Here is a 20384-nt window from a genome sequence, read left to right as displayed (position 1 = left end):
TGCTCATGGTTGGCGGATGAAGTAGCGCACCAGCAGGCGGCCCGCATCAAAGTGGTAGAGCTCAATGGTCTCGATGGCCAGGGTGGTGCCGCGCACCTTGTTCAGGTTGTGGCAGGCCACTTCCTGGCCGTTGATGATCATGGCGACCTCTTCGATCTCGATCTTGGCGCTTTGCTGGGCCCACATGCCCTCCAGCACCGGCCAGCCGTCGCTGGCAGGTTTGCCTACGTACTCGATTTGCAGCCCCTGGGGGGCGGCCTGTCGGTAGGCGCTGAAGAAGCCTTCCTTGTCGCCTGCGTTCCAGGCTTTGACCTGCGTGTGCAGGAAGTTTTCAATGGCAGTTTTGTCCATGTGTTGCTCCTACAGCTCGGCACCCAACACATTGCGGGCCGTGCCATTGCGGCGGTCGGACTCGCCCCAGCCCAGCCAACGGTCGGGCTCACGGGTGTCGCCCACTTTGCGCCAGCGGCCTTCTTGCTGCGCAGTGATGGGGAATCCCCCCACGAAGTCGATCATCTCGCCCTTGGGGCAGGGCAGGTATTCCCACTCTTCCTGGCCGTCCAGCACGATGCGCGCGGTGTCCACAAAGTAGCTGCCGTCCTTGTGCTTAACGCTGCCTTCGATGTGGGTGGTAGTGCGAACTTCGCCCTTCTCGTTTTGGAAAATCGCGTAGCCCAGCTTGTCGTGGCCCACCATGAAGGAGCCCGAATCCCAGGTGCCGTCTTTGTAGATGGTGGCAAACGACCACCAGATGACATGCATCTTGTTGTTCACCACCAGGTCTTTCTGGAAGTGGATGGCGCCGCCTTCGGCCATGTAGGCCTGGTCAAAGCACATCAGCCCCTTGACCTTGCGGCCATCGCAGACACCGGCAATGTCATAGATTTGCGACACGTAAAAAGTGCCCCAGTCCACACCCGGCAGGTACCACTGCATGCCCTGGCCCAGCAGGGGGCCGCCTAGCTCGAACAGGCCGTCTTCCTTCCAGCTCAGGCGTTCGCCTGAGGCGGTGATCTTCCAGGGCTGGCCGGGTTCGCCGTCCAGGCTGGACCAGCAGGCGGTGTCATCCTCCAGCCAGCGCTTGGGGAACAGCGTCAGTGCGCGCGGTTCCATCTTGGATTTGTCCACCCGCAGGTGCTTGCCGTCCACGCGAGTGGACTGGTAGAGAAACTTGGTGGGGTTAGGCGTGCTGCCGGGCTCGTTGACGGCGCGCACAAAGGCGTAAATCTCGCCTTCTTCGTCACGCACACAGCCAAAGGGCATGCCCTTGGTGATCTTCAGGCCGAAGTAGTCGCGCAGCTCGTGCATGGCGCGGCCGCTGACCTTTTGCGGGCCCACCAGGGTTTGGTAGGCGAAGTCCGCGCGGTTGGGGATGGTTTTGAAATGGTTCATGTTGGATGTCTCTTTGTTGTTAGGTCAGGCTCAATCCCAGATCACGGGTACCGACTTGGCACCCCGCAGCTGGGCACCGGCGATCTTGGGTGCGGGCTTGCTGGGGTCGAGCCGCACATTGGGGAACAAATCCAGAATGGCGTTGATGGCGCAGACCATCTCCACCTTGGCCACAAACTGACCGATGCACATGTGCGTGCCAAAACCAAAGCCAAACGAGGGCTTGGGGCGGCGATCGATGTCGAAGGTGTCGGCGTTCTCAAAGGCTTCTTCGTCGCGGTTGGCCGAAATCACCATGCACTGCACCAGGCCGCCCTTGGGCACCACAATGCCGCCAATCTCCACCTCTTTGGAGGTCTGGCGCACCTTGAAGGTGGCTACCGGCTCGAAGCGCACGGTCTCGTCGATCAGCTTGGGGATCAGCGTGCGGTCGTTGCGCACCCGCTCCACCAGTTCGGGGCGCTCCAGCAGCAGCGTGATGGCCGAGCTGAAGGTGCGCGAGGTGGTTTCGCCCGCCGCAGGCAGCAGGGAGCGCACAAAGGTGGTCACCTCGTGGTCGTCCAGCCGGTGGCCTTCAAATTCAGCGCGCAGCAGGCGGCTGATCAGGTCGTCGCCCTGGGCCCCTTCGGCGCGGCGTTGCACCACGGCTTCCTTCACCGCGTCGTACAGGTTCTTCACCGCCGCCATGGCAATCGGGCCGTAAATCTTGATCTTTTCCGGGTCGATCTGGTTGCCTGCCACCATTGACAGCGCCCAGGTGGCGTACTGGTTGAACTTGGCCGTGTCGTCGCTGGGAAAGCCCATCAGCGCGTACATCTCGCGGATCGGGAAATACAGGCCGAAATGCATCAGCTCGGCCTGCTTCTGGGCGACCATCGGCTCCAGAAAGTCTTCGCGGATCACGCGGTCGATCTCGGGCCGCCAGCGGTTCACTGTCTCGGGCATGAACACCGGCTGTAACAGCGCACGGGCCTTGCGGTGGGCATCGCCGTCCATCGCCAGAATGATCAGGCCGTCGAAGAACGCGCCCAGGCCCTCGGCGATGAAGCCGCTGGTGTAGGTGGTGGAGTCGCGCATCACCGCCATGACGTCCTTGTACTTGAACAGCGTGACCGCACATTTTGCGGCCTTGGCCCCGGCATTGGTGGGTACGCCCAGGTAGGTGGCCACAAAGTCTCCTTCCATGACCGGGCTGTTGCGGCGCATCTCGGCGCACAGGGCGTGGATGTCTACGTCGTTGCCGCGGAACGTGTCCGATACCGCGTGGTAGGCGGCCTCCAGGTCCAGGGCGGGGGTTGCCAGTGTCGTGCTCATATGTCTCCTTCTTGTGGGTTGTGCTGCTATGTTTCGAATGTTAGACAGTATTTAAAATAATGTATAAACTTTTGTTTGACTCACGGTATCAAGCAAGACACAACAAGGGACACGCAATGCAATCCATCCAAGGCAAGGTCGTCATGGTCACCGGTGCCAGCAGCGGCATCGGCGAAGCCACCGCACGCGCGCTGGCACGGCACGGGGCCAGGCTGGTACTGGCTGCCCGCCGCACCGACCGGCTGGCCCGGCTCGCCACGGAGTTGGGCGACCAGGTGCTGTGGGCCGCCACCGATGTCACGCAATTGGCCGATCTGCAAGCCCTGGCCGAGCAGGCCGTAGCGCGCTTTGGCCGCATCGACGTGCTGGTCAACAACGCGGGCATCATGCCGATCTCCATGCTGGCCCAGGGCTGCGTGGACGACTGGGACCTCATGATCGATGTCAACATCAAAGGCGTGCTCTACGGCATCCACGTGGTGCTGGGCGGCATGCTGGCGCAGGGCGCGGGCCACATCATCAATATTTCGTCGGTGGCGGGTTTGGCGGTGGGGCCGGGCGGGGCGGTGTACTCCGCCACCAAGTTCGCGGTGCGCGCCATCACCGAAGGCCTGCGCCAGGAGTGCGTGGGCAAGGTTCGAGTGACTTCCATCTGCCCCGGCCTGGTGACCAGCGAGCTCACCGAGAGCATCACCGTGCCTGCGTTCAAGGAGCGGGCGAACAAGCTGTACGAGGGTGCGATGTCTGCCCAGGCTGTGGCCGACGCGGTGCTCTACGCCATTGGCCAGCCCGACAACGTGGCGGTCAACGAGATCGTGGTGCGCCCCTTATCGCAAGGTTTTTAATGCAAGGTTTTTGAGGGCAGACCGGGTGGAGGCGCGGCATAGAATCCGCCGATGATCCCGCTCCCCCCCGACACCAAAACCCCCGCCTCACCGTCCAAAAAGCGCGCCACGATCACGCGGGTGCTGAAAGAAGCCCGGCAGGCATTTTCCGACAAGGGCCTGGCCGGTGCGCGGGTGGACGACATTGCCCGGGCGGCGGGCGTGACCAAGCAGCTCATCTACCACTACTTCGACAGCAAGGAGCAGCTGTTTTCCAGCGTGCTGCACGAGTCCGCCATGGGCGTGCTGGCCGAGTTGCTGGCGCTGGAGCTGGACCATTTGCCGCCCACCGAGGCGCTGCAGATCTTTTTGGAATATGCCTTTGACCAGTACCGGCTGGACCCGGCGCTGGGCTCCCTGGCGCAGGAAAGTCTGCGCTTTCACGAGCACAACGCGGTGGAGCGCAACCATTTCGCCGATCTGGCCCCGGCCCTGGTGGCGCAGATGGACCGCATTTTGCGGCGCGGTGTGCAGATCGGCGAATTCCGTGCCGGTATCGATGCCCACCTGTTTTACGCGGCCTCGGCACTGCTGACCACCGGCGGCTTCACCAACCGCTACACCGTGTCTGCCGTGGCCGGATTTGACACCACCTCGCCCGAGGGGATTGCCGCGTGGCGGCAGTTTTCGGTGAACTTTGTGTTGTCGGTGGTGCTGGCAGGGGAGCGTCCGTCGCTGGCGCGCCCGGCCATGGCCTGAGCAAGGCTATTCAGCCTATTTTTCTTGTCTTTCCTGGCTAATTGAATCACAATTTGAAATTGTGTTCAATAAAATGCACTAACCCGCGCAGTACGAGTGTTTTGCGCCCACGTTAACCAGAAAGACGAGACAGCCATGAGCAACCCCGACCAGACCACCCTTGAAAGCGCCTTTGCGGGCGTGGCCAGCAACTACCGCGGGACCGACGTGGATTTGCATGCCGTCTACCGGGACATGCGCAAAAACTCGCCCGTCATGGCGGGCGACTTCATGGCCCAGCTGGGCGTGCCCACCATTGCCGGGCTGGATGCCAACCGGCCCACCTTCACCCTGTTCAAGTACAAGGATGTGATGGCGGTGCTGCGCGATGCCAACAACTTCACCAGCGGCTTTATTGCCGAGGGCCTGGGCTCGTTTTTTGACGGATTGATTTTGACCGGCATGGACGGCGATGCCCACCGCCGCGCGCGCGGCCTGCTGCAGCCGGTGTTCATGCCCGACGTGGTGAACCGCTGGCGCGACGGCAAGATGGAGCCGATTGTGCGCAACGAGTACATCGCCCCCATGGTCGCCCAAAAGAGCGCCGACCTGATGGAGTTTGGCCTGCATTTCCCGATCCGGTTGATTTACTCGCTGATTGGCTTCCCCGACGAACACCCCGACAAAATCCAGCAGTACGCTGCCTGGGCGCTGGCGATTCTGGCCGGCCCGCAGGTCGATGCCGAGAAAGCCAAGCTGGCCCGCAAGGCCGCCATGGATGCCGCCCAGGCGCTGTACGACGGTGTCAAGGAGGCCGTGGTCCAGGTGCGTGCCGCCGGGGTGGACGGCGACGACCTCATCAGCCGCCTGATCCGCGCCGAATACGAAGGCCGCCGCCTGGACGACCACGAGGTGACCACTTTTGTGCGTTCTCTGCTGCCTGCAGCGGGTGAGACCACCACGCGCACTTTTGGCTCGCTGATGACCCTGCTGCTGGAGCGCCCCGAAGTGCTGGAGCGGGTGCGCAACGACCGCAGCCTGGTCGGCAAGGCCATCGATGAAGCCGTGCGGCTGGAGCCGGTGGCCACCTTCAAGGTGCGCCAGGCAGCCAAGGACGTGGAAATCGGCGGCTTCCAGATTCCCAAGGGTGCGATGGTGCAGTGCATCGTGGCCTCGGCCAATTGCGACGAAGATGCCTTCGAGAACAGCGAAAGCTTTGACATCGACCGCAAACCCAAGCCCTCGTTCGGCTTCGGTTTTGGCCCGCACATGTGCATCGGCCAGTACATCGCCAAGACCGAGATGCAGGTGGCCGTGAACGTGATTCTGGACCTGCTGCCCAACCTGCGCCTGGACCCCAGCAAGCCCGCGCCCAAGATCACCGGTGCGCAACTGCGTGGCCCGCACCACGTGCACGTGGTCTGGGACTGATTCTGAGTTGCTCCTGTTTTTGATGTCAAAAATAGGAGCTGCTTGCGCCCAAAGAATAAGCGCAGGAGGCTGATTTTTAGGTTAAAAATAGCCTTAAAAACCAAAAAAACGCCACCGGCTGTTGAAGCCGGTGGCGTTTTGCTTGGGGTACTGGGTTAGATCTGGCTGGCAGGCAAGTGCACCACCAGCCCGGCGAGCTCGGGGCCCATGGGCAGCATGCACGACAAGCGGCTGTTGGCGCGGCGGGGTTCGGCCGTGCAGTCCAGCATGGCGTCTTCCATCTCGTCCATGGGCGGCAGCTTGGCCAGCCACGACTCTTCCACAAACACATGGCAGGTGCAGCACTGGCAGGCACCACCGCAGTCGCCATTGATGCCGGGAATGCCGCGTTCCAGCGCGGTCTGCATCACGGTGCTGCCGTTGGAGACCTCCACTTCGGAGTGCTGGCCGTCGTGGCTGATGTAGGTGAGTTGGTGCATGCGGGTCTCCTGCGGGTTGAATGCCAAGCGCTTACAGCGACCGGCTGATGATTTCTTTCATGATCTCTGAGGTGCCGCCGTAGATGCGTGCCACCCGGGCGTCGACCCAGGCGCGGCCCACCTTGTATTCGCTCATGAAGCCGTAGCCGCCGTGCAGTTGCAGCAGCTCGTCCAGCAGCTTGCCCTGCATTTCCGAGCCCAGCAGCTTGCACATGGCGCCCACTTCGGCGGTCAGCTCGCCGCGCATGGCCTGGGCCAGGCAGTCGTCCACAAACACGCGCAACATGGTGGCCTGGGCTTTCACCTCGGCCAGCTTGAAGCGGGTGTTCTGGAAGTCGAACACCGTCTTGCCAAACACCTTGCGGTCGCGGGTGTACTGGATGGTTTCTTCCAGCAGCGCGTCGATGCAGGCGGCGGCGCGGATGCCGATGATGGTGCGTTCCCAGGCCAGCTGGTGGGTCAGGTACTTGAAGCCCTGGTTTTCTTCGCCCAGGCGGTTCTCTACCGGCACCCGCACGTTGTCGAAAAACAGCTCGGAGGTGTCCTGGCCTTTCAGGCCGATTTTTTCCAGCAGCTTGCCTTTGGAGAAGCCGGGGCGGTCTTCTTCCACGCAAATCAGGGTTAGCTCTTTGGCCTGCGGGTCCAGCTTGGTGGCAGTGACCATCAGGCCCGCATTGCCACCGTTGGTGATGAAGGTTTTTTGGCCGTTGACGATGTAGTCCGTGCCGTCGAGCCGGGCGGTGGTGCGCATGGCGCGCAGGTCGCTGCCGATGCCGGGTTCGCTCATGGCGATCACGCCAATCAGCTCGCCGCTGGCCATGCGGGGTAGCCAGCGGTGTTTTTGTTCTTCCGTACCGTAGGCCACGATGTAGGGGGCCACGATTTCAGAATGGGTGGTGAAGCCGATGGCGGTGGCGTTGACGCGCGCCAGCTCTTCGATCATCACAGCCGAGTGGCCAAAGTCGCCGCCCGAGCCGCCGTATTCTTCGGGCACGGTGGAGCACAGCAGACCGGCTGCGCCCGCCTGGGTCCAGACCTCTTTGGGGACGATGCCGACTTTTTCCCATGCGTGCAGATGGGGCACGATTTCTTTTTCGATAAAGCGCCGCGCCTGCTCTCGGAATAGTTCGTGGTCTTCTCGGAATACGGTCCGCATGGTGGTGTCCTGGAGTTCTGGGATATGTGTCGTGGGGATGCAGAACCGCTCTGCGGCGGCCTGGGCCGGCCGTAGAGCGGGTTCGGGGGCCAGGTTACAGAACGGTTTCTGCGTTGGCGTCGGCGAACATGCGGTTGATGTCACCCGAGGTGACCGGCTTGTTCGGGTCGCGCACCGGTGCGGCACCGCCCATGCCCAGCGCGGGCTCGATGCTGACGTGCTTGGCCTGGGCCTTCAGCGCGCCGACCGTGCAGTTTTCGCGGCCCAGAATCGAGAACGGGTCGTACGAGAACTCGCGCATGGCGTTCAGGTGGGTGATCTTGTTGATCACATCGTCGCTCAAGTGCTTGGCTTGCGAATAGAACACATCGGCCGAATTGGGCCAGGTGCAGTCCGAGTGCGGGTAGTCGCATTCCCAGGTGACCTTGTCCACGTTCATGGAGTCCAGGTTCTTCAGGCCGAACGCATCTTCAATAAAGCAAGTAATGAAGTGCTGGTTGAACACGTCGCTGGGCTTTTTGCCGTCAAAGTTGGACATGGTCCAGGCGTTGTGGTGGCTGTGCGTGAAGTCGGCGCGTTCCAGCAGGTAAGGAATCCAGCCGATACCGCCTTCGGACAAGGCCATGCGCAGCTTGGGGAACTTCTTCCACATGGGGGCCCACAGCCAGTCGGCGGCGGAGTTGGAGATCGAGATCGGCATGGAGGTAATCCAGGCATCGATAGGCGACTCGTCGGACGCGTGCGCAGCCGTTACGCCACTGCCGATGTGGCAGCAGATCACCACATTGTTGTCCGAGCAGGCTTGCCACAGCGGATCCCAATGGGCGTTGTGGATGGACGGGTAGCCGTGCACCGTGGGGTTGTCGGACATGGTCACCGCGTGCACGCCCAGCTTGGCCATGCGGGTCACTTCGGCCGCTGCTGCTTGCATATCCCACCAGGGGATCAACATCAGCGGCATGAAACGGCCGGGGGCCGCATTGCACCAGTCGTGGAAGTGCCAGTCGTTGTACGCCTGGATGGCGGCCAGCGATACGCCACGGTCGGCATAGCCCTGGAAACGCTGTCCAGCAAAACCGGGGAAGGTGGGGAAGCACATGGAGCCCAGCACGCCGTTGGCGTTCATGTCTTCCACGCGGGACTTGATGTCCCAGGTGCCCAGGCGCATGTGGTCGTAGCCCAGGGGCTCCATGCCATATTCTTCCTTGGGGCGGCCCACCACCGAGTTCAGACCCATGTAGCCGGTGGCCTTGTCTTCAAACAGCCAGACATCGCGGCCATTTTTCTTGACCACATGCGGCTCGCGGCCTTTGTACTTGGCAGGCATGTGGCGGGTGAATGCGTCGCGTGGCTCGATCGCGTGGTCGTCTACGCTGACAAGGATCAGGTCTTCCAGTTTCATCGGTTTCCCCTAGTGGAGTTGGCAGCCAGCAATGCGGCTACAGGTGTGGTTATGGGCTTGGAAACCGGATGTTAGTCAAAAAATTAAACACAATCAATATTTATGTTCAGTTTAAGTAGGTAAAACTGCTTTTCCTAGGGTTAACGAGAGTGTTTTTGGCACCGGACACGGCTGCGCCACGCAAGGATGAATCCATGCGCAGCACGTGGTTTATCGAGGGGAATAGGGCCGCTGCGAACGGGCGGCCCGGTGCGAAAACGGGAGGCGAGTACTAAAACAGCACAGATGCGAGCCGAATGCCTACATCGCGCACGGCTTCGCCCAGCACTTCGACCTGGTCTTCACCCCGGTCGCCGCGGATCATGATGGTGGACACGGTGAAAGCGATGTTGCCCGACGGGTCGCACACCGGGGCCGCAATGGCCAGCACGCCGGTGGAGAAATAGCCGTCGTCCACCGCCCAGCCGCGCCGCCGTCCGCGGTTGACTTCGCGCAGGTAGGTGTCGAACGAGATCGAACGCGCCCAGCGGATTTGTTCAAATTCTTCGCGCAGCTTTTCGTCGCTGATGCCCAGGCGACCGGCGAACAGGCGGCCACTGGCACCCATCAGAATCGGCAGGCGCTGGCCAGCGGGCATGTCGATGTGCAAATTGGTCGGGCTGGACTCGGAGCTGACCAGCACGATGCGGTCGCTGCCCAGCCGCCGCCACAGGCTCACAGTGACACCAAACTCGGCCGCCAGGTCGTGCATCAGCGGCACGGCGCGCTGGATCTTCTGGCCTTGGGTCACCAGTTGCTCCACCAGCCGCGCCAGGCCCAGCCCGGCGGAGTAGGTTTTGGACAGCCCGTTGAAGTCCACCACATCCTCGGCCACCAGGGTACGCAGGATGTTGAAGCAGGTGCTGGGGTTGATCGACAGGTGTCGGGCGATGTCGGCTGCGCGTTCGGGGGCGCCGGTGTGCGTCAGGTAGCGCAGGATGCGCACGGCGTTGACCACCGGCTTGACGATGACGGCGCCGGTGGCCGTGCGCGATTCAGTCGCCGAGGTGGCGGGCTCCTCGGAGTTCTTTGCCGCCAGAGTCTGGTCGCTCAAGGTGTCTTCTGGGTTCATGGTCTTTTAGCAGTTGCTCTGGTTGCCATTTGGATAGCGGTCTATACGTTGAATGTGCGCCGCAACCATTCTAGTTCCGGGTGTTCCATTCTGAAATGGGAATAATGACTTTGCATTTGGCAACATCTTGGCAGGATTTTTGGCATCCAAACTAGGGTCAACCCCAATCAAAATGTCAACACTTTTTAAATATATGTGCATATACTAATCTTCATAACCACCCACGAGCAAGCGCTGAAGGAGACGATATGGAACCAGAAAAGAAAAAAGTGTTGCGTGTAACCGCCGACCGCGACCGCTGCTGCGGCTACGGCCTGTGCGCGCAGTTCTGCCCCCAAATCTACAAGCTGGACGAGAACGGCCTGGTGTATCTGGATGCCGACACCTTTCCGGCTGAACTGGAAGAAGAGGCGCGCGAAGGTGCCGCCTCTTGCCCTGCCGAAGCCTTGGCGGTTGAAGTCGTGTTCGTTTGAAGACTTGTTTGAAGATTTAACAGAGGTGTAGCGCATGGGACGTTTGAATGGCAAGGTGGCGCTGATCAGCGGCACAGGTGGCGGCCAGGGCCGGGCAGCGGCGCTGCGGTTTGCCCGCGAAGGCGCACGCATCTTCGGCTGCGACGTGCACGCGGCGGCGCAGCAGGAAACCATAGACCTGCTGCGTGTCGAGGGCCTGCAGATGGCGGGTACGGGAGCGGTGGACCTCAGCGACCCCGCCCAGGCCCAGGCCTGGGTAGATGCGGCGGTGGCGGAATACGGCCAGATCGACATCCTCTACAACAACGCCTCGTCCGCCCGCTTTGGCTCGGTGGCCAGCATGTCGGTAGAAGACTGGCACTACACCCTGCGCAATGAGCTGGACTTGGTGTTTTTGCCCAGCAAATTTGCCTGGCCGCACCTGGCGGTGCGCGGCGGGGTGATCATCAATATTTCGTCCGTGGCGGCCTGGGGCGCGTCCACCGTCACCGGCATCGGGGCCCACTCTGCCGCCAAGGCCGGGGTGGTGGCACTGACTCGCCAGATGGCGGTGGAAGGCGTGAAACAGCGCATCCGTGCGGTCAGCATCAGCCCGGGCGTGGTGGCCACCCCCGGCACGCTGCCGTTTCTGAACAACCCTGCCACCCGCGCCATGCTGCTCGACGGCATCCCGATGGACCGCCCCGGCGAGCCTGACGAAGTGGTGGCAACAGCCTTGTTTATTGCCTCCGACGACGCCTCCTACATCACCGGCACCGACATCGTGGTGGACGGTGGCATGCTGGCGGTTTGATATTTACCTTGCAATAAAAAAGAGACACCATGGACATCCTCGGCCTGGGCTACCTCGGTTTTGAATCCACCAAGCTGGACGAATGGCGCACCTACGGACCCGAGGTTTTGGGTTTCCAGATAGGCAAGTCGCCCGAGGCGGATGGCGAATCGCTGTACTTCCGCATCGACGACCGCCGCCACCGCTTCGCCTTCCACCCCGGCAAAGTAGACCGGATTGCGTATCTGGGCTGGGAAGCCAAAGGCAAGCTGGAGTTCCAGGCGGCCACCCTGCGTCTGCGCGAAGCCGGTGTGGAAGTCACGGTGGGCGATGCGGCGTTTTGCGAGCTGCGCGGGGTCAAGGAAGTGATCCGCTTCCGCGACCCGGTGGGCTTCCAGCACGAGCTGTTTTACGGGCAGAAGTGGATGCCCCGCTCCTTTGTGCCGGGCCGCCCACACGGTGGCTTTGTGGCCGATGGGCGCGGCCTGGGCCACGCGGTGCTGATCACCCCCGAATTTCCCCCGGCGCTAGAGCATTTCCTGACCCAGGTGATGGGCTTTCGTTTTTACGGCGCGGGTGCGGGCAAGGGCAAGACAGCCTTTTACAGCGCCAAGCTCAATACCCTTACCAGCCACGACATTGCCTACGGCCACGGCCCCAACAAGGCGGGCATCCAGCACATCGGTCTGTTCGTCAAAACCCTGCGCGACGTGGGCGAAACCTACGACATCGTCAAACAGCGCCAGTTGCCGATGATGATGAAGCTGGGCCAGCATGCGCAAGACCCGCACGTCTCGTTCTACCATTTCTCGCCCGGCGGTTTTGCGTTTGAAATCATCACCGAGCTGGAGCCCTGGCACCACGACGGCTTTGAACTCAACCCCGAAAAGCTCAGCACCTGGGGCCACGAACTGGTCGGCCCCATCCTCGGCCCCAGCGTGCGCACCCCGGAAGAGGTGATGGACGCAGAAGGCCTGGCCATCCTGGCCCGCCTGCGCGAGACCCCATGAAGCTGGCGCGGCTGCGCGATGCCTCTGGCGACTGCTTCTGGGCCAAGCTGGATGCGGACTTGCACAGCGCCCAGCGCATCACCGCCCCCTATACTATTTGGGCCCCTGCGCTCATCCAGTATGGGGAGTCTGCTATGGAATTGCAAGCAAAGCGAATTCCATTGGACAGCGTGCAACTCTGTGCCCCGGTGGAGCCGGGTGCGCGGGTGTTTGGCGTGGGCTTGAACTACCTGACCCATTTGACCCGCCTGGGCCGCACCGTGGCACCGCCGCACACCATTGCCTATATCAAACCCGCGTCTGCCGTGGTGGACCCCGGTGGCGAGGTGCAGTACCCCGCCATTACCGGGCAACTCGACTACGAGGTGGAACTGGTCGCCGTGCTGGCCCAGCCTCTGGGTGATACGCCCCAGGCCAGCGCCTGCCTGCTGGGCTACACCGTGGGCAACGACATCAGCGCGCGCGACGCGGGCAAGTTGCTGGGCTCGCTGGATCTGTTTACCCAAAAGGCCCTGGACCGCACCGCCCCCATTGGCCCGTGGATCACCACGCTAGACGAATTTGGCGGTGCCGGGCAACCCCGCGTCATGCTGAGCCTGCGCATCAACGGCGAGCTGCGCCAGCACGACTGCACCGACCAGATGATTTTCCCCATGGACGAGCTGCTCAACTATGTGGATGCCCGCATCGCACTGCGCCCTGGCGACCTAGTATTTACCGGCTCCACCTGCGGCGTGGGCCTGGAAGATGGCCGCTTCTTGAAACCAGGCGATGTGGTGGAAGCAGAAATCGAGCGCATTGGCGTATTGCGCTGCACCATCGGCCCCCAGCGGGTACTGGCCCCCGCCCGCGCGGTTGGCCGACTGGGCTACCCCGTGACCATCTAGACCGGTTGCGCTGCCGCCAAGTTGCGGGCGTGCATGCTGTCGATGAAGTCGCGCTTGAGCGTGGGGTAGTAGGCAATCTGCCCACCCATGCCGCCCGCAATATCGATCGATGCCGCGCTGATGAAGGCGGCGTACTCGCTGGCCAGAAACAGCGCCATGCCGGCAATGTCTTCGGGTTTGCCAAAGCGGCCCAGCGGCACCACCTTGAGCACCATGGCATCAAACTCTGCGCGCGAGGTGCCGGGCGGCATTTCCTTGAAGTGGCGGTCCCATTGCCCGGTGTCGATCCAGCCCATGTTCAGCGTGTTGACCAAAATGTTGTCCTTGGGCAGCGACATGCCCAGCGACTTGGACATGGCAATGCAGGCTGCCCGGTTGGTTACCGACGGTATGCCGTCCGGCGTGATCTGGGTGCCCGCCAGCGCGTTGATCTCGATGATGCGGCCCCAGCGCTGGGCACGCATGTGCGGCACCACGGCCTGGATGAAGCGGAAATGGCCCATTTGCAGGATGTTGGCGTGCTCCAGGATCTGCTCGGGGGTCAGGGTGTCCAGGTTGCCGCCCCGGCCCTGGCCCGCGTTGTTGACCAGCACGTCCACGCTGCCCCAGGTCTGCGCGATCTCTTCCACAAACTGCTTCACTGCTGCTGTGTCGGTCACATCCACGGCGCGGGCGATAACGGCCTGGGCTCCGCGTGCCAGCAGGTCCGCACCCGCCGCTTGCACGTCGGTTTCGGTGCGGGCGCAAATGGCCACGCGCGCGCCTTCGGCGGCAAAAGCGCGGGCGATGGCCCGCCCAATGCCACGGGACCCACCGGTCACGATGACCCGCTTGTCGGTTAGTTGGATGTGCATGTTTTGTCTCCTGAGAATGTGGATGGTGCTTGTAATCACCAATGTTTTTTAATTTTAAACACAATGTAGAAAAATGTTCAGTAAATGGCTGCTTTACTGGACTCGTCCAGTGCCGGTTGCTGAAGGGCGCTGGCCAGGAATTCCCGGAACACCTCCGCACAGGCAGAAAGTTCGCGCTGCTGGCCCCAGGCCAGGCCGACCTCCATGGCGGGCAGCTCGGCGGCCATGGGCAGGGTCTGGATGCGCCGCCCGTCCAGCGACCAGGGCCGAAACACCATGTCCGACAGAATCGTCACGCCTATGCCCAGCGCCACCATCTCGCGCAGCGCCTCCATCGACGAGGTGCGTATCCAAGAGGCCGGGCTGTGGCCCGAGGCCTGCCAGTAGCGGGTGGCGTTGACATCCCCCTCGTCCACCATGGGCAGGATGTAGGGGTAACGCGCCAGCTCTTCCCAGCCCACGCTGGCGTGGCTGGCCAGCGGATGGTGGGACGACACCCAGAGCTGGCGGCCCGAGCGGGTCAGTACACGGGTGTTCAACTGCGTGGGTTGCTCCAGGTTGGACAGCAACACCACTGCCAGCTCCAGCGTGCCTTCGCGCAGCCGCTGCTCGATCTCGGGGCGCGGCAGCTCCACCGGCACGATGTCCACCAGGGGAAACAGTTTGCGAAAGCGGGCCACGGCGGGCAGCAAAAAATAGCCTTGCACGGTGTAGGTGGCGGCAATTTCAAAGCGGCCACTGACATCGGTGCGGCGGTGGAACGGGAAACGCTCGGCCTCCTGTGCGGCCTGCAGCACCGCCTCGGCCTGCTGCAGGAAGGCGTGGCCTTCAAAGGTGAGCGTTACGCCGTGCCGCCCGCGCTCAAACAGCGCCGCGCCCAACACCTTCTCCAGCGCCGCAATCGCCAGCGTCATGGCCGACTGCGAGATGTTCACGTTGGCCGCCGCCACCGAAATTTGGCTGCTGCGTGCCACGGCCACAAAGTAATGCAGTTGCCGCAAGGTGAAGCGGGGCGCGGGGTAGGTGGGCAGTGACATTTAAGAAATCAATGTGGGGCACAAAAAATTGAATTGGACTATGCCACCTATTATGAACATAATTGCGAAAAATGTTTATAAACGTGGCTAAAGACAAGCCCAACAACTCCCACATCCCCATGCCCCAAGACGTTCGCCTGAGTGACAAGTACGAGCTGCCCGCGGGCCGCGTGTACATGACGGGCACCCAAGCCCTGGTCCGCCTGCTACTGGCCCAAAAAGCCCGCGATGCCCGTGACGGCCTCAACACCGAAGGCTTTGTCTCGGGCTACCGGGGCTCGCCTCTGGGCGCGGTGGACCAGGAGCTGTGGAAGGCCAAGAAGCTGCTCGATGCCCACCACATCCGCTTCCAGCCCGGACTGAACGAAGAACTGGCTGCCACCGCGGTCTGGGGCACCCAGATGGTCGCCCTGGACCCGAAAGTGCGGGTCGATGGCGTGTTTGCCCTGTGGTACGGCAAGGGGCCGGGCGTGGACCGCAGCGGCGACGTGTTCAAGCACGGCAATATCGCGGGCTGCTCGCAGCACGGCGGTGTGCTGGTGGTGGCGGGCGACGACCATGCCTGCAAGTCCTCCAGCCTTCCGCACCAGAGCGAGCATGCGCTGATTGCGGCCATGATTCCGGTGCTCAACCCCTCGGGCGTGCGCGAATTCATCGAGATGGGCCTGCACGGCTACGCCATGTCGCGCTACTCGGGCTGCTGGGTGGGCTTCAAGGCCATCAGCGACACCATCGAGTCTTCGTCGTCGCTGGACATCGACCCCATGGCGGTCGAGATCCGCATCCCGGACAGCTTTCCTATCCCCGCCGACGGCTTTTCGATCCGCTGGCCCGATCCACCGCTGGAGCAAGAAAACCGCCTGCAGCGCGAGCGCCTGTACGCGCTGCTGGAATACGTGCGCCTGAACAAGCTGAACCGGCAAGACTGGGAGGCCCCGGCCGCCCGCATCGGCATCTGCACCGCAGGCAAAAGCTACCTGGATGTGCACGAAGCCCTGGCCATGCTGGGCATCGACGAAGCCATGGCCATACGCCTGGGCCTGCGCCTGCTGAAAATCGGCGTGGTCTGGCCGCTGGAGCCACAGTGCATTGTGGAATTTGCCCAGGGCCTGGACGAGATTTTGGTGGTGGAAGAAAAGCGCCAGGTGCTGGAATACCAGATCAAGGAGCACCTGTACAACGAACCGCACCGCCCCCGCGTGGTCGGCAAGTACGACGAATCGGGCGAATGGGTCAAGGTGCCCAGCAGCGGCATTTTGCTGTCGCCCAATGGCGAGCTGACGCCCGGTGCCATTGCCGACGTGATCGTTGCCCGCCTGGCCAAGGTGCTGGGTGCCGACGCACTGCCCGAGCAGGCCCGCGCCTGGATGGGCCGCTGTGCGCTGGCCACGGCCATCGCCAAGGGCGAACCCGGTTTGCCCCAGCGCGGCCCGTATTTTTGCTCTGGCTGCCCCCACAACACCAGCACCAAGGTGCCCGAAGGCTCGCGTGCGGTCGCTGGTATCGGCTGCCACTACATGGCCATGTGGATGGACCGCAGTACTGAGACCTTCAGCCAGATGGGCGGCGAGGGTGTGTCCTGGATCGGCCAGGCCCCTTACACCGACACGCCGCACGTGTTTGCCAACCTGGGCGACGGCACCTACATGCATTCGGGTTCGCTGGCCATCCGCGCTGCGGTGGCGGCCGGGGTCAACATCACCTACAAAATTCTGGTCAACGATGCCGTGGCCATGACCGGCGGCCAGCCGGTGGAAGGCGCGCCGTCGGTAGCGCAAATTCTGCGGCAGGTGGCGGCCGAGGGCGTGCAGGTGCTGCACCTGGTGACCGACGAGCCTGAGCTGTTTGCGCAAGCCACCGATCTGCCCCCCGGCACCCACATCGCGCACCGCGACACCATGGACACATTGCAAAAGCACTTGCGCACGCTGCAGGGCGTGTCGGTCATCGTCTATGCGCAGGTGTGCGCTGCCGAAAAGCGCCGCCGCCGCAAGCAAAAGAAGCTGGTGGACCCGGCCCGCCGCGTGGTCATCAACGAAGCCGTGTGCGAGGGCTGCGGCGACTGTGGCGTGCAGTCCAACTGCGTGTCCATCCTGCCGCTGGAAACCCCGCTGGGCCGCAAGCGCACCATCGAGCAAAGCTCGTGCAACAAAGACTTCTCCTGCGTCAATGGCTTTTGCCCCAGCTTCATCACGCTGGAAGGCGCTGAGCTGCGCAAGCCCGAAAAGAACAAGGTCACGCCCCCCACCGGCCTGCCCGACCCGGTGCTGCCGTCGCTGGACCAGCCCTGGAACGTGCTGATTGCCGGCGTGGGCGGCACCGGCGTGGTGACCATCGGGGCCTTGATGGGCATGGCCGCGCACATCGAAGACAAGGGTGTGCTGGTGCTGGACATGGCCGGGCTGGCGCAAAAGGGGGGGGCGGTGATGTCCCACGTGCGCCTGGCCGCCCACCCGGACCAGTTGCACGCCGCCCGCGTGGCCCGCTCCCAGGCCGACGTGGTGCTGGGCTGCGATGTGATGGTCAGCGCCAGCGCCGATGCCTTGTCCACCATGGCCAAGGACCGCACCCGCGCCGTGATGAACAGCGACGTGGCCCCCACCGGTGCCTTCACCCGCGACACCGAATGGCAGGCCGAACCCGAGCGCCTGATCGCCAAGGTGCAGAGTGCCGTCGCGCACATCGAGACGCTGGAGGCCACCCGCCTGGCCACCGCGCTGATGGGCGATGCCGTGGCCACCAACGTATTCGTGCTGGGCTACGCCTGGCAAAAAGGCTGGGTGCCCTTGCTGGAAGCCTCGCTGATGCAGGCCATCGAGATCAACGGCGCAGCGGTGGCCATGAACCGTGCCGCCTTCGCCTGGGGCCGCCAGGCTGCGCTGGACCTGGACACGGTGCGCACCGCCGCAGGCGTGAAGCCCGGTGGCGTGGTGATCTCCATGCCCCAGCGTACATTGCGTCTCGAAGAAGTGCTGGCCGACCGCACCCAGCGCCTCACCGATTGGCAAAACGCTGCCTACGCCGAGCGCTACCAGCAGTTTGTGCGCAACATCGCCCGCATCGAGCACGAGCGCACCGGCGAAGAGCGCTTCAGCCGCGAAGTGGCGGTCAGCCTGTTCAAGCTGATGGCCTATAAGGACGAATACGAGGTGGCCCGCCTGTACACCGAAACCGGTTTTCTGGACACCTTGAAAGAGCGTTTCACCGGCGACTTCAGCCCGCGTTTCCACCTGGCACCGCCGCTGCTGGCGCGCAAAGATGCCAACGGCCACCTAGTCAAGAAAACCTACGGCCCCTGGATGCTCAACGTCATGCGCTGGCTGGCCAAAGCCCGTGTGGTGCGCGGCACGCTGATGGACCCGTTCCGCTACACCGCCATCAGCCGCGCCGACCGCCAGGCCATCGCCGACTATGAAGTGCTGGTGAACCGCCTGGTGGCCGAGCTCGATACCCGCCGCCGCCCGCTGGCACAAGAGTTGGCACGCCTGCCACAAACCGTACGCGGCTTTGGCCACGTCAAAGACCGCAACGCCGAAATCGCTCTGGAGAAGCAGGCCGAGCTGCTGGCCCGCTGGGAATCGCCGGTCAGAGAAGCACTCGCGGCATAACCTTTACCTTTACACCTAAAAAAGAGACTCTATGAAAGCTTTAGTCGCCGTAAAACGCGTTGTAGATTACAACGTCAAGGTCCGCGTCAAAACCGACGGAACGGGCGTAGACATCGCCAACGTCAAGATGAGCATGAACCCCTTTGACGAAATCGCCGTCGAAGAAGCCGTGCGGTTGAAAGAGAAGGGCGTGGTCACCGAGATCATCGCCGTCTCCTGCGGTGTCACCCAGTGCTCCGAGACCCTGCGCACCGCCATGGCCATCGGCGCCGACCGTGCCATCCTGGTCGAAACGGCCGAAGAACTGCAACCCCTGGCTGTCGCCAAGCTCCTCAAAGCCCTGGTCGACAAGGAACAACCCGGCCTCGTCATCCTGGGCAAGCAAGCCATCGACGACGACTGCAACCAGACCGGCCAAATGCTCGCCGCCCTGGCCGACCTGCCCCAGGCCACCTTCGCCAGCAAGATCGAGGTCGCCGATGGCAAAGCCAGCGTCACCCGCGAAGTCGACGGCGGCCTGGAAACCCTCAGCGTCTCGCTGCCCGCCGTGGTCACCACCGACCTGCGCCTGAACGAACCCCGCTACGTCACCCTGCCCAACATCATGAAGGCCAAGAAGAAACAGTTGGATGTCTTCAAGCCCGAAGACCTGGGTGTGGATGTGTCACCGCGCATCAAGACGCTGCAAGTCTCCGAGCCGCCCAAACGCAGCGCCGGTATCAAAGTCCCCGACGTGGCGACGCTGGTTGCGAAATTAAAAACTGAAGCCAAGGTGATCTGACATGACGACTCTCGTAATAGCCGAACACGACAACGCCAGCGTCAAAGGCGCAACCCTGAACACCGTGACCGCCGCACTCGCCTGCGGAGGCGATGTGCACATCCTCATTGCCGGTAGCAACGCTGCAGGTGCTGCGACCGCTGCTGCCCAGATCGCCGGAGTCGCCAAAGTGCTGCACGCCGATGCCCCAGGGTTTGAACACGGCCTGGCCGAGAACGTCACCGCCCAGGTGCTGGCCCTGGCCTCCGGCTACAGCCACATCGTCTTCCCCGCCACCGCCTCGGGCAAGAACATCGCCCCCCGCGTGGCCGCCAAGCTGGACGTGGGCCAGATCAGCGATGTCACCAAGGTCATCAGCGCCGACACCTTCGAGCGCCCCATCTACGCCGGTAACGCCATTGCCACCGTGCAAAGCCTGGACGGCACCAAGGTGCTCACCGTGCGCACCACCGGTTTCGACCCCGCAGCCGCCACCGGTGGCTCTGCCCCCGTGGAAGTGCTCAGCGCCGCCGCCGATGCCGGCAAGTCCAGCTTCCTGGGCAGCGAGATCGCCAAGAACGACCGCCCCGAACTCACCGCCGCCAAGATCATCGTGTCCGGTGGCCGGGCCCTGGGCAGTGCCGAGAAGTTCAATGAAGTCATGGTGCCGCTGGCCGACAAGCTGGGTGCCGCCCTGGGTGCATCGCGCGCTGCGGTGGACGCAGGCTACGCCCCGAACGACTGGCAAGTGGGCCAGACAGGCAAGATCGTCGCGCCGCAGTTGTACGTGGCCGCCGGTATCAGCGGCGCCATCCAGCACTTGGCGGGCATGAAGGACAGCAAGGTCATCGTGGCGATCAACAAGGACGAAGAAGCGCCGATCTTCAGTGTGGCCGACTACGGGCTGGTGGCGGACTTGTTTGTGGCTGTTCCAGAACTGGTGGCTGCGCTGTAGCCAAAATAAGAGTCTTTATGGCCTCTAGCGCTTATTCCATAGGCGCTAGCAGCTATCAAAACTGCCTGATTAGCTACCTGCCTCAGACCTACTTGCAATTTAGACTGGATGCGTAAATACTGTGTTTATTAACAGTTATTTGCGAAGTGCCCCATGTCCATGAACCGCATCCAGTTCCAGC

19 protein-coding genes are annotated in these 20384 nt (G+C 62.8%); 10 read left to right on the top strand and 9 right to left on the bottom strand.

From position 1 onward, the window contains the following. Window positions 1–3: 3 nt before the first annotated feature. The 3 genes from AC097O_RS10175 to AC097O_RS10165 are packed head-to-tail and all read right to left on the bottom strand — an operon-like array spanning window position 4 to window position 2706. Window positions 4–351 carry a nuclear transport factor 2 family protein gene (locus tag AC097O_RS10175; protein ID WP_479592666.1) on the bottom strand — a complete coding sequence of 116 codons (348 nt, stop codon included), beginning with the start codon at window positions 349–351 and terminating at the stop codon, window positions 4–6. A 9-nt stretch (window positions 352–360) separates the two neighbouring features. Further along, the gene (locus AC097O_RS10170; protein WP_479592665.1) at window positions 361–1392 is read right to left on the bottom strand and encodes a hypothetical protein; all 1032 of its coding nucleotides are present in this window, start codon (window positions 1390–1392) and stop codon (window positions 361–363) included. Window positions 1393–1422: 30 nt separating this feature from the next. Beyond that, a complete protein-coding gene (locus AC097O_RS10165) occupies window positions 1423–2706 on the bottom strand; it encodes a cytochrome P450 (RefSeq protein ID WP_479592664.1) in 1284 nt (427 codons plus the stop codon). Between the two features lie 116 nt (window positions 2707–2822). Here AC097O_RS10165 and AC097O_RS10160 point away from each other — a divergent pair, with 116 nt between their 5' ends. The 3 genes from AC097O_RS10160 to AC097O_RS10150 all read left to right on the top strand — a co-directional run bounded on the left by AC097O_RS10160 (window position 2823) and on the right by AC097O_RS10150 (window position 5699). Continuing rightward, window positions 2823–3551, top strand: coding sequence for an SDR family oxidoreductase (locus AC097O_RS10160; protein ID WP_479592663.1), 729 nt, complete (start codon window positions 2823–2825; stop codon window positions 3549–3551). A gap of 51 nt (window positions 3552–3602) precedes the next feature. Further along, on the top strand, window positions 3603–4289 hold the full coding sequence (locus tag AC097O_RS10155) for a TetR/AcrR family transcriptional regulator (RefSeq protein ID WP_479592662.1): 687 nt from the start codon (window positions 3603–3605) through the stop codon (window positions 4287–4289). 135 nt (window positions 4290–4424) lie between these two features. Next, window positions 4425–5699: a cytochrome P450 gene (locus AC097O_RS10150; protein WP_479592661.1), complete on the top strand. Its 1275-nt coding sequence runs from the start codon at window positions 4425–4427 to the stop codon at window positions 5697–5699. A 155-nt stretch (window positions 5700–5854) separates the two neighbouring features. On the opposite strand, the gene AC097O_RS10145 is transcribed toward AC097O_RS10150, so the two are convergent. From AC097O_RS10145 to AC097O_RS10130, 4 genes are all read right to left on the bottom strand, one after another. Beyond that, a complete protein-coding gene (locus AC097O_RS10145; RefSeq protein WP_479592660.1) occupies window positions 5855–6178 on the bottom strand; it encodes a 2Fe-2S iron-sulfur cluster-binding protein in 324 nt (107 codons plus the stop codon). A 31-nt stretch (window positions 6179–6209) separates the two neighbouring features. Beyond that, window positions 6210–7334 carry an acyl-CoA dehydrogenase family protein gene (locus tag AC097O_RS10140; protein ID WP_315189871.1) on the bottom strand — a complete coding sequence of 375 codons (1125 nt, stop codon included), beginning with the start codon at window positions 7332–7334 and terminating at the stop codon, window positions 6210–6212. A gap of 94 nt (window positions 7335–7428) precedes the next feature. Further along, window positions 7429–8736 (bottom strand): amidohydrolase family protein, encoded by a 1308-nt coding sequence (locus AC097O_RS10135; protein WP_315189874.1) that lies wholly within the window; start codon window positions 8734–8736, stop codon window positions 7429–7431. A 271-nt stretch (window positions 8737–9007) separates the two neighbouring features. Continuing rightward, window positions 9008–9847: an IclR family transcriptional regulator gene (locus tag AC097O_RS10130; protein WP_479592659.1), complete on the bottom strand. Its 840-nt coding sequence runs from the start codon at window positions 9845–9847 to the stop codon at window positions 9008–9010. 248 nt (window positions 9848–10095) lie between these two features. Here AC097O_RS10130 and AC097O_RS10125 point away from each other — a divergent pair, with 248 nt between their 5' ends. The 4 genes from AC097O_RS10125 to AC097O_RS10110 are packed head-to-tail and all read left to right on the top strand — an operon-like array spanning window position 10096 to window position 12989. Beyond that, on the top strand, window positions 10096–10320 hold the full coding sequence (locus AC097O_RS10125; protein WP_315189881.1) for a ferredoxin: 225 nt from the start codon (window positions 10096–10098) through the stop codon (window positions 10318–10320). A 34-nt stretch (window positions 10321–10354) separates the two neighbouring features. Beyond that, window positions 10355–11113 (top strand): SDR family NAD(P)-dependent oxidoreductase, encoded by a 759-nt coding sequence (locus tag AC097O_RS10120; protein WP_479592658.1) that lies wholly within the window; start codon window positions 10355–10357, stop codon window positions 11111–11113. A gap of 29 nt (window positions 11114–11142) precedes the next feature. Continuing rightward, on the top strand, window positions 11143–12102 hold the full coding sequence (locus AC097O_RS10115) for a VOC family protein (protein ID WP_479592657.1): 960 nt from the start codon (window positions 11143–11145) through the stop codon (window positions 12100–12102). Beyond that, on the top strand, window positions 12099–12989 hold the full coding sequence (locus tag AC097O_RS10110; protein ID WP_479592656.1) for a fumarylacetoacetate hydrolase family protein: 891 nt from the start codon (window positions 12099–12101) through the stop codon (window positions 12987–12989). Before AC097O_RS10115 ends, AC097O_RS10110 begins: the two co-directional genes overlap by 4 nt. On the opposite strand, the gene AC097O_RS10105 is transcribed toward AC097O_RS10110, so the two are convergent. Both AC097O_RS10105 and AC097O_RS10100 read right to left on the bottom strand, forming a co-directional pair. Next, window positions 12986–13843, bottom strand: coding sequence for an SDR family oxidoreductase (locus AC097O_RS10105; RefSeq protein ID WP_479592655.1), 858 nt, complete (start codon window positions 13841–13843; stop codon window positions 12986–12988). The two genes, AC097O_RS10110 and AC097O_RS10105, sit on opposite strands and share 4 nt — an antisense overlap. A gap of 77 nt (window positions 13844–13920) precedes the next feature. Then, entirely contained in the window at window positions 13921–14880 is a 960-nt protein-coding gene (locus AC097O_RS10100; protein ID WP_479592654.1) for a LysR family transcriptional regulator, read from the bottom strand. 119 nt (window positions 14881–14999) lie between these two features. Here AC097O_RS10100 and AC097O_RS10095 point away from each other — a divergent pair, with 119 nt between their 5' ends. From AC097O_RS10095 to AC097O_RS10085, 3 genes are read left to right on the top strand one after another with little or no spacing between them, the layout of a single operon-like run. Further along, the gene (locus AC097O_RS10095) at window positions 15000–18488 is read left to right on the top strand and encodes an indolepyruvate ferredoxin oxidoreductase family protein (protein WP_479592653.1); all 3489 of its coding nucleotides are present in this window, start codon (window positions 15000–15002) and stop codon (window positions 18486–18488) included. Between the two features lie 31 nt (window positions 18489–18519). Then, window positions 18520–19269, top strand: coding sequence for an electron transfer flavoprotein subunit beta/FixA family protein (locus AC097O_RS10090; protein WP_479592652.1), 750 nt, complete (start codon window positions 18520–18522; stop codon window positions 19267–19269). Window position 19270: 1 nt separating this feature from the next. Continuing rightward, window positions 19271–20203, top strand: a complete 933-nt coding sequence (locus AC097O_RS10085) for an electron transfer flavoprotein subunit alpha/FixB family protein (protein WP_479592651.1) — start codon at window positions 19271–19273, stop codon at window positions 20201–20203. Window positions 20204–20384 lie beyond the last annotated feature (181 nt).

The organism is Rhodoferax sp. LS1P39, assembly GCF_056521425.1.
Note: the sequence above shows the minus strand (reverse complement) of the source record. Positions and strands in the feature narration are given on the sequence as shown.

Coding starts and splice junctions, on each gene's coding strand:
- AC097O_RS10100 (WP_479592654.1), bottom strand. CDS start 14,880: ATGTCACTGCCCACCTACCCCGCGCCCCGCTTCACCTTGCGGCAACTG.
- AC097O_RS10175 (WP_479592666.1), bottom strand. CDS start 351: ATGGACAAAACTGCCATTGAAAACTTCCTGCACACGCAGGTCAAAGCC.
- AC097O_RS10085 (WP_479592651.1), top strand. CDS start 19,271: ATGACGACTCTCGTAATAGCCGAACACGACAACGCCAGCGTCAAAGGC.
- AC097O_RS10115 (WP_479592657.1), top strand. CDS start 11,143: ATGGACATCCTCGGCCTGGGCTACCTCGGTTTTGAATCCACCAAGCTG.
- AC097O_RS10170 (WP_479592665.1), bottom strand. CDS start 1,392: ATGAACCATTTCAAAACCATCCCCAACCGCGCGGACTTCGCCTACCAA.
- AC097O_RS10145 (WP_479592660.1), bottom strand. CDS start 6,178: ATGCACCAACTCACCTACATCAGCCACGACGGCCAGCACTCCGAAGTG.
- AC097O_RS10155 (WP_479592662.1), top strand. CDS start 3,603: ATGATCCCGCTCCCCCCCGACACCAAAACCCCCGCCTCACCGTCCAAA.
- AC097O_RS10165 (WP_479592664.1), bottom strand. CDS start 2,706: ATGAGCACGACACTGGCAACCCCCGCCCTGGACCTGGAGGCCGCCTAC.
- AC097O_RS10095 (WP_479592653.1), top strand. CDS start 15,000: ATGCCCCAAGACGTTCGCCTGAGTGACAAGTACGAGCTGCCCGCGGGC.
- AC097O_RS10105 (WP_479592655.1), bottom strand. CDS start 13,843: ATGCACATCCAACTAACCGACAAGCGGGTCATCGTGACCGGTGGGTCC.
- AC097O_RS10110 (WP_479592656.1), top strand. CDS start 12,099: ATGAAGCTGGCGCGGCTGCGCGATGCCTCTGGCGACTGCTTCTGGGCC.
- AC097O_RS10090 (WP_479592652.1), top strand. CDS start 18,520: ATGAAAGCTTTAGTCGCCGTAAAACGCGTTGTAGATTACAACGTCAAG.
- AC097O_RS10130 (WP_479592659.1), bottom strand. CDS start 9,847: ATGAACCCAGAAGACACCTTGAGCGACCAGACTCTGGCGGCAAAGAAC.
- AC097O_RS10125 (WP_315189881.1), top strand. CDS start 10,096: ATGGAACCAGAAAAGAAAAAAGTGTTGCGTGTAACCGCCGACCGCGAC.
- AC097O_RS10140 (WP_315189871.1), bottom strand. CDS start 7,334: ATGCGGACCGTATTCCGAGAAGACCACGAACTATTCCGAGAGCAGGCG.
- AC097O_RS10135 (WP_315189874.1), bottom strand. CDS start 8,736: ATGAAACTGGAAGACCTGATCCTTGTCAGCGTAGACGACCACGCGATC.
- AC097O_RS10160 (WP_479592663.1), top strand. CDS start 2,823: ATGCAATCCATCCAAGGCAAGGTCGTCATGGTCACCGGTGCCAGCAGC.
- AC097O_RS10120 (WP_479592658.1), top strand. CDS start 10,355: ATGGGACGTTTGAATGGCAAGGTGGCGCTGATCAGCGGCACAGGTGGC.
- AC097O_RS10150 (WP_479592661.1), top strand. CDS start 4,425: ATGAGCAACCCCGACCAGACCACCCTTGAAAGCGCCTTTGCGGGCGTG.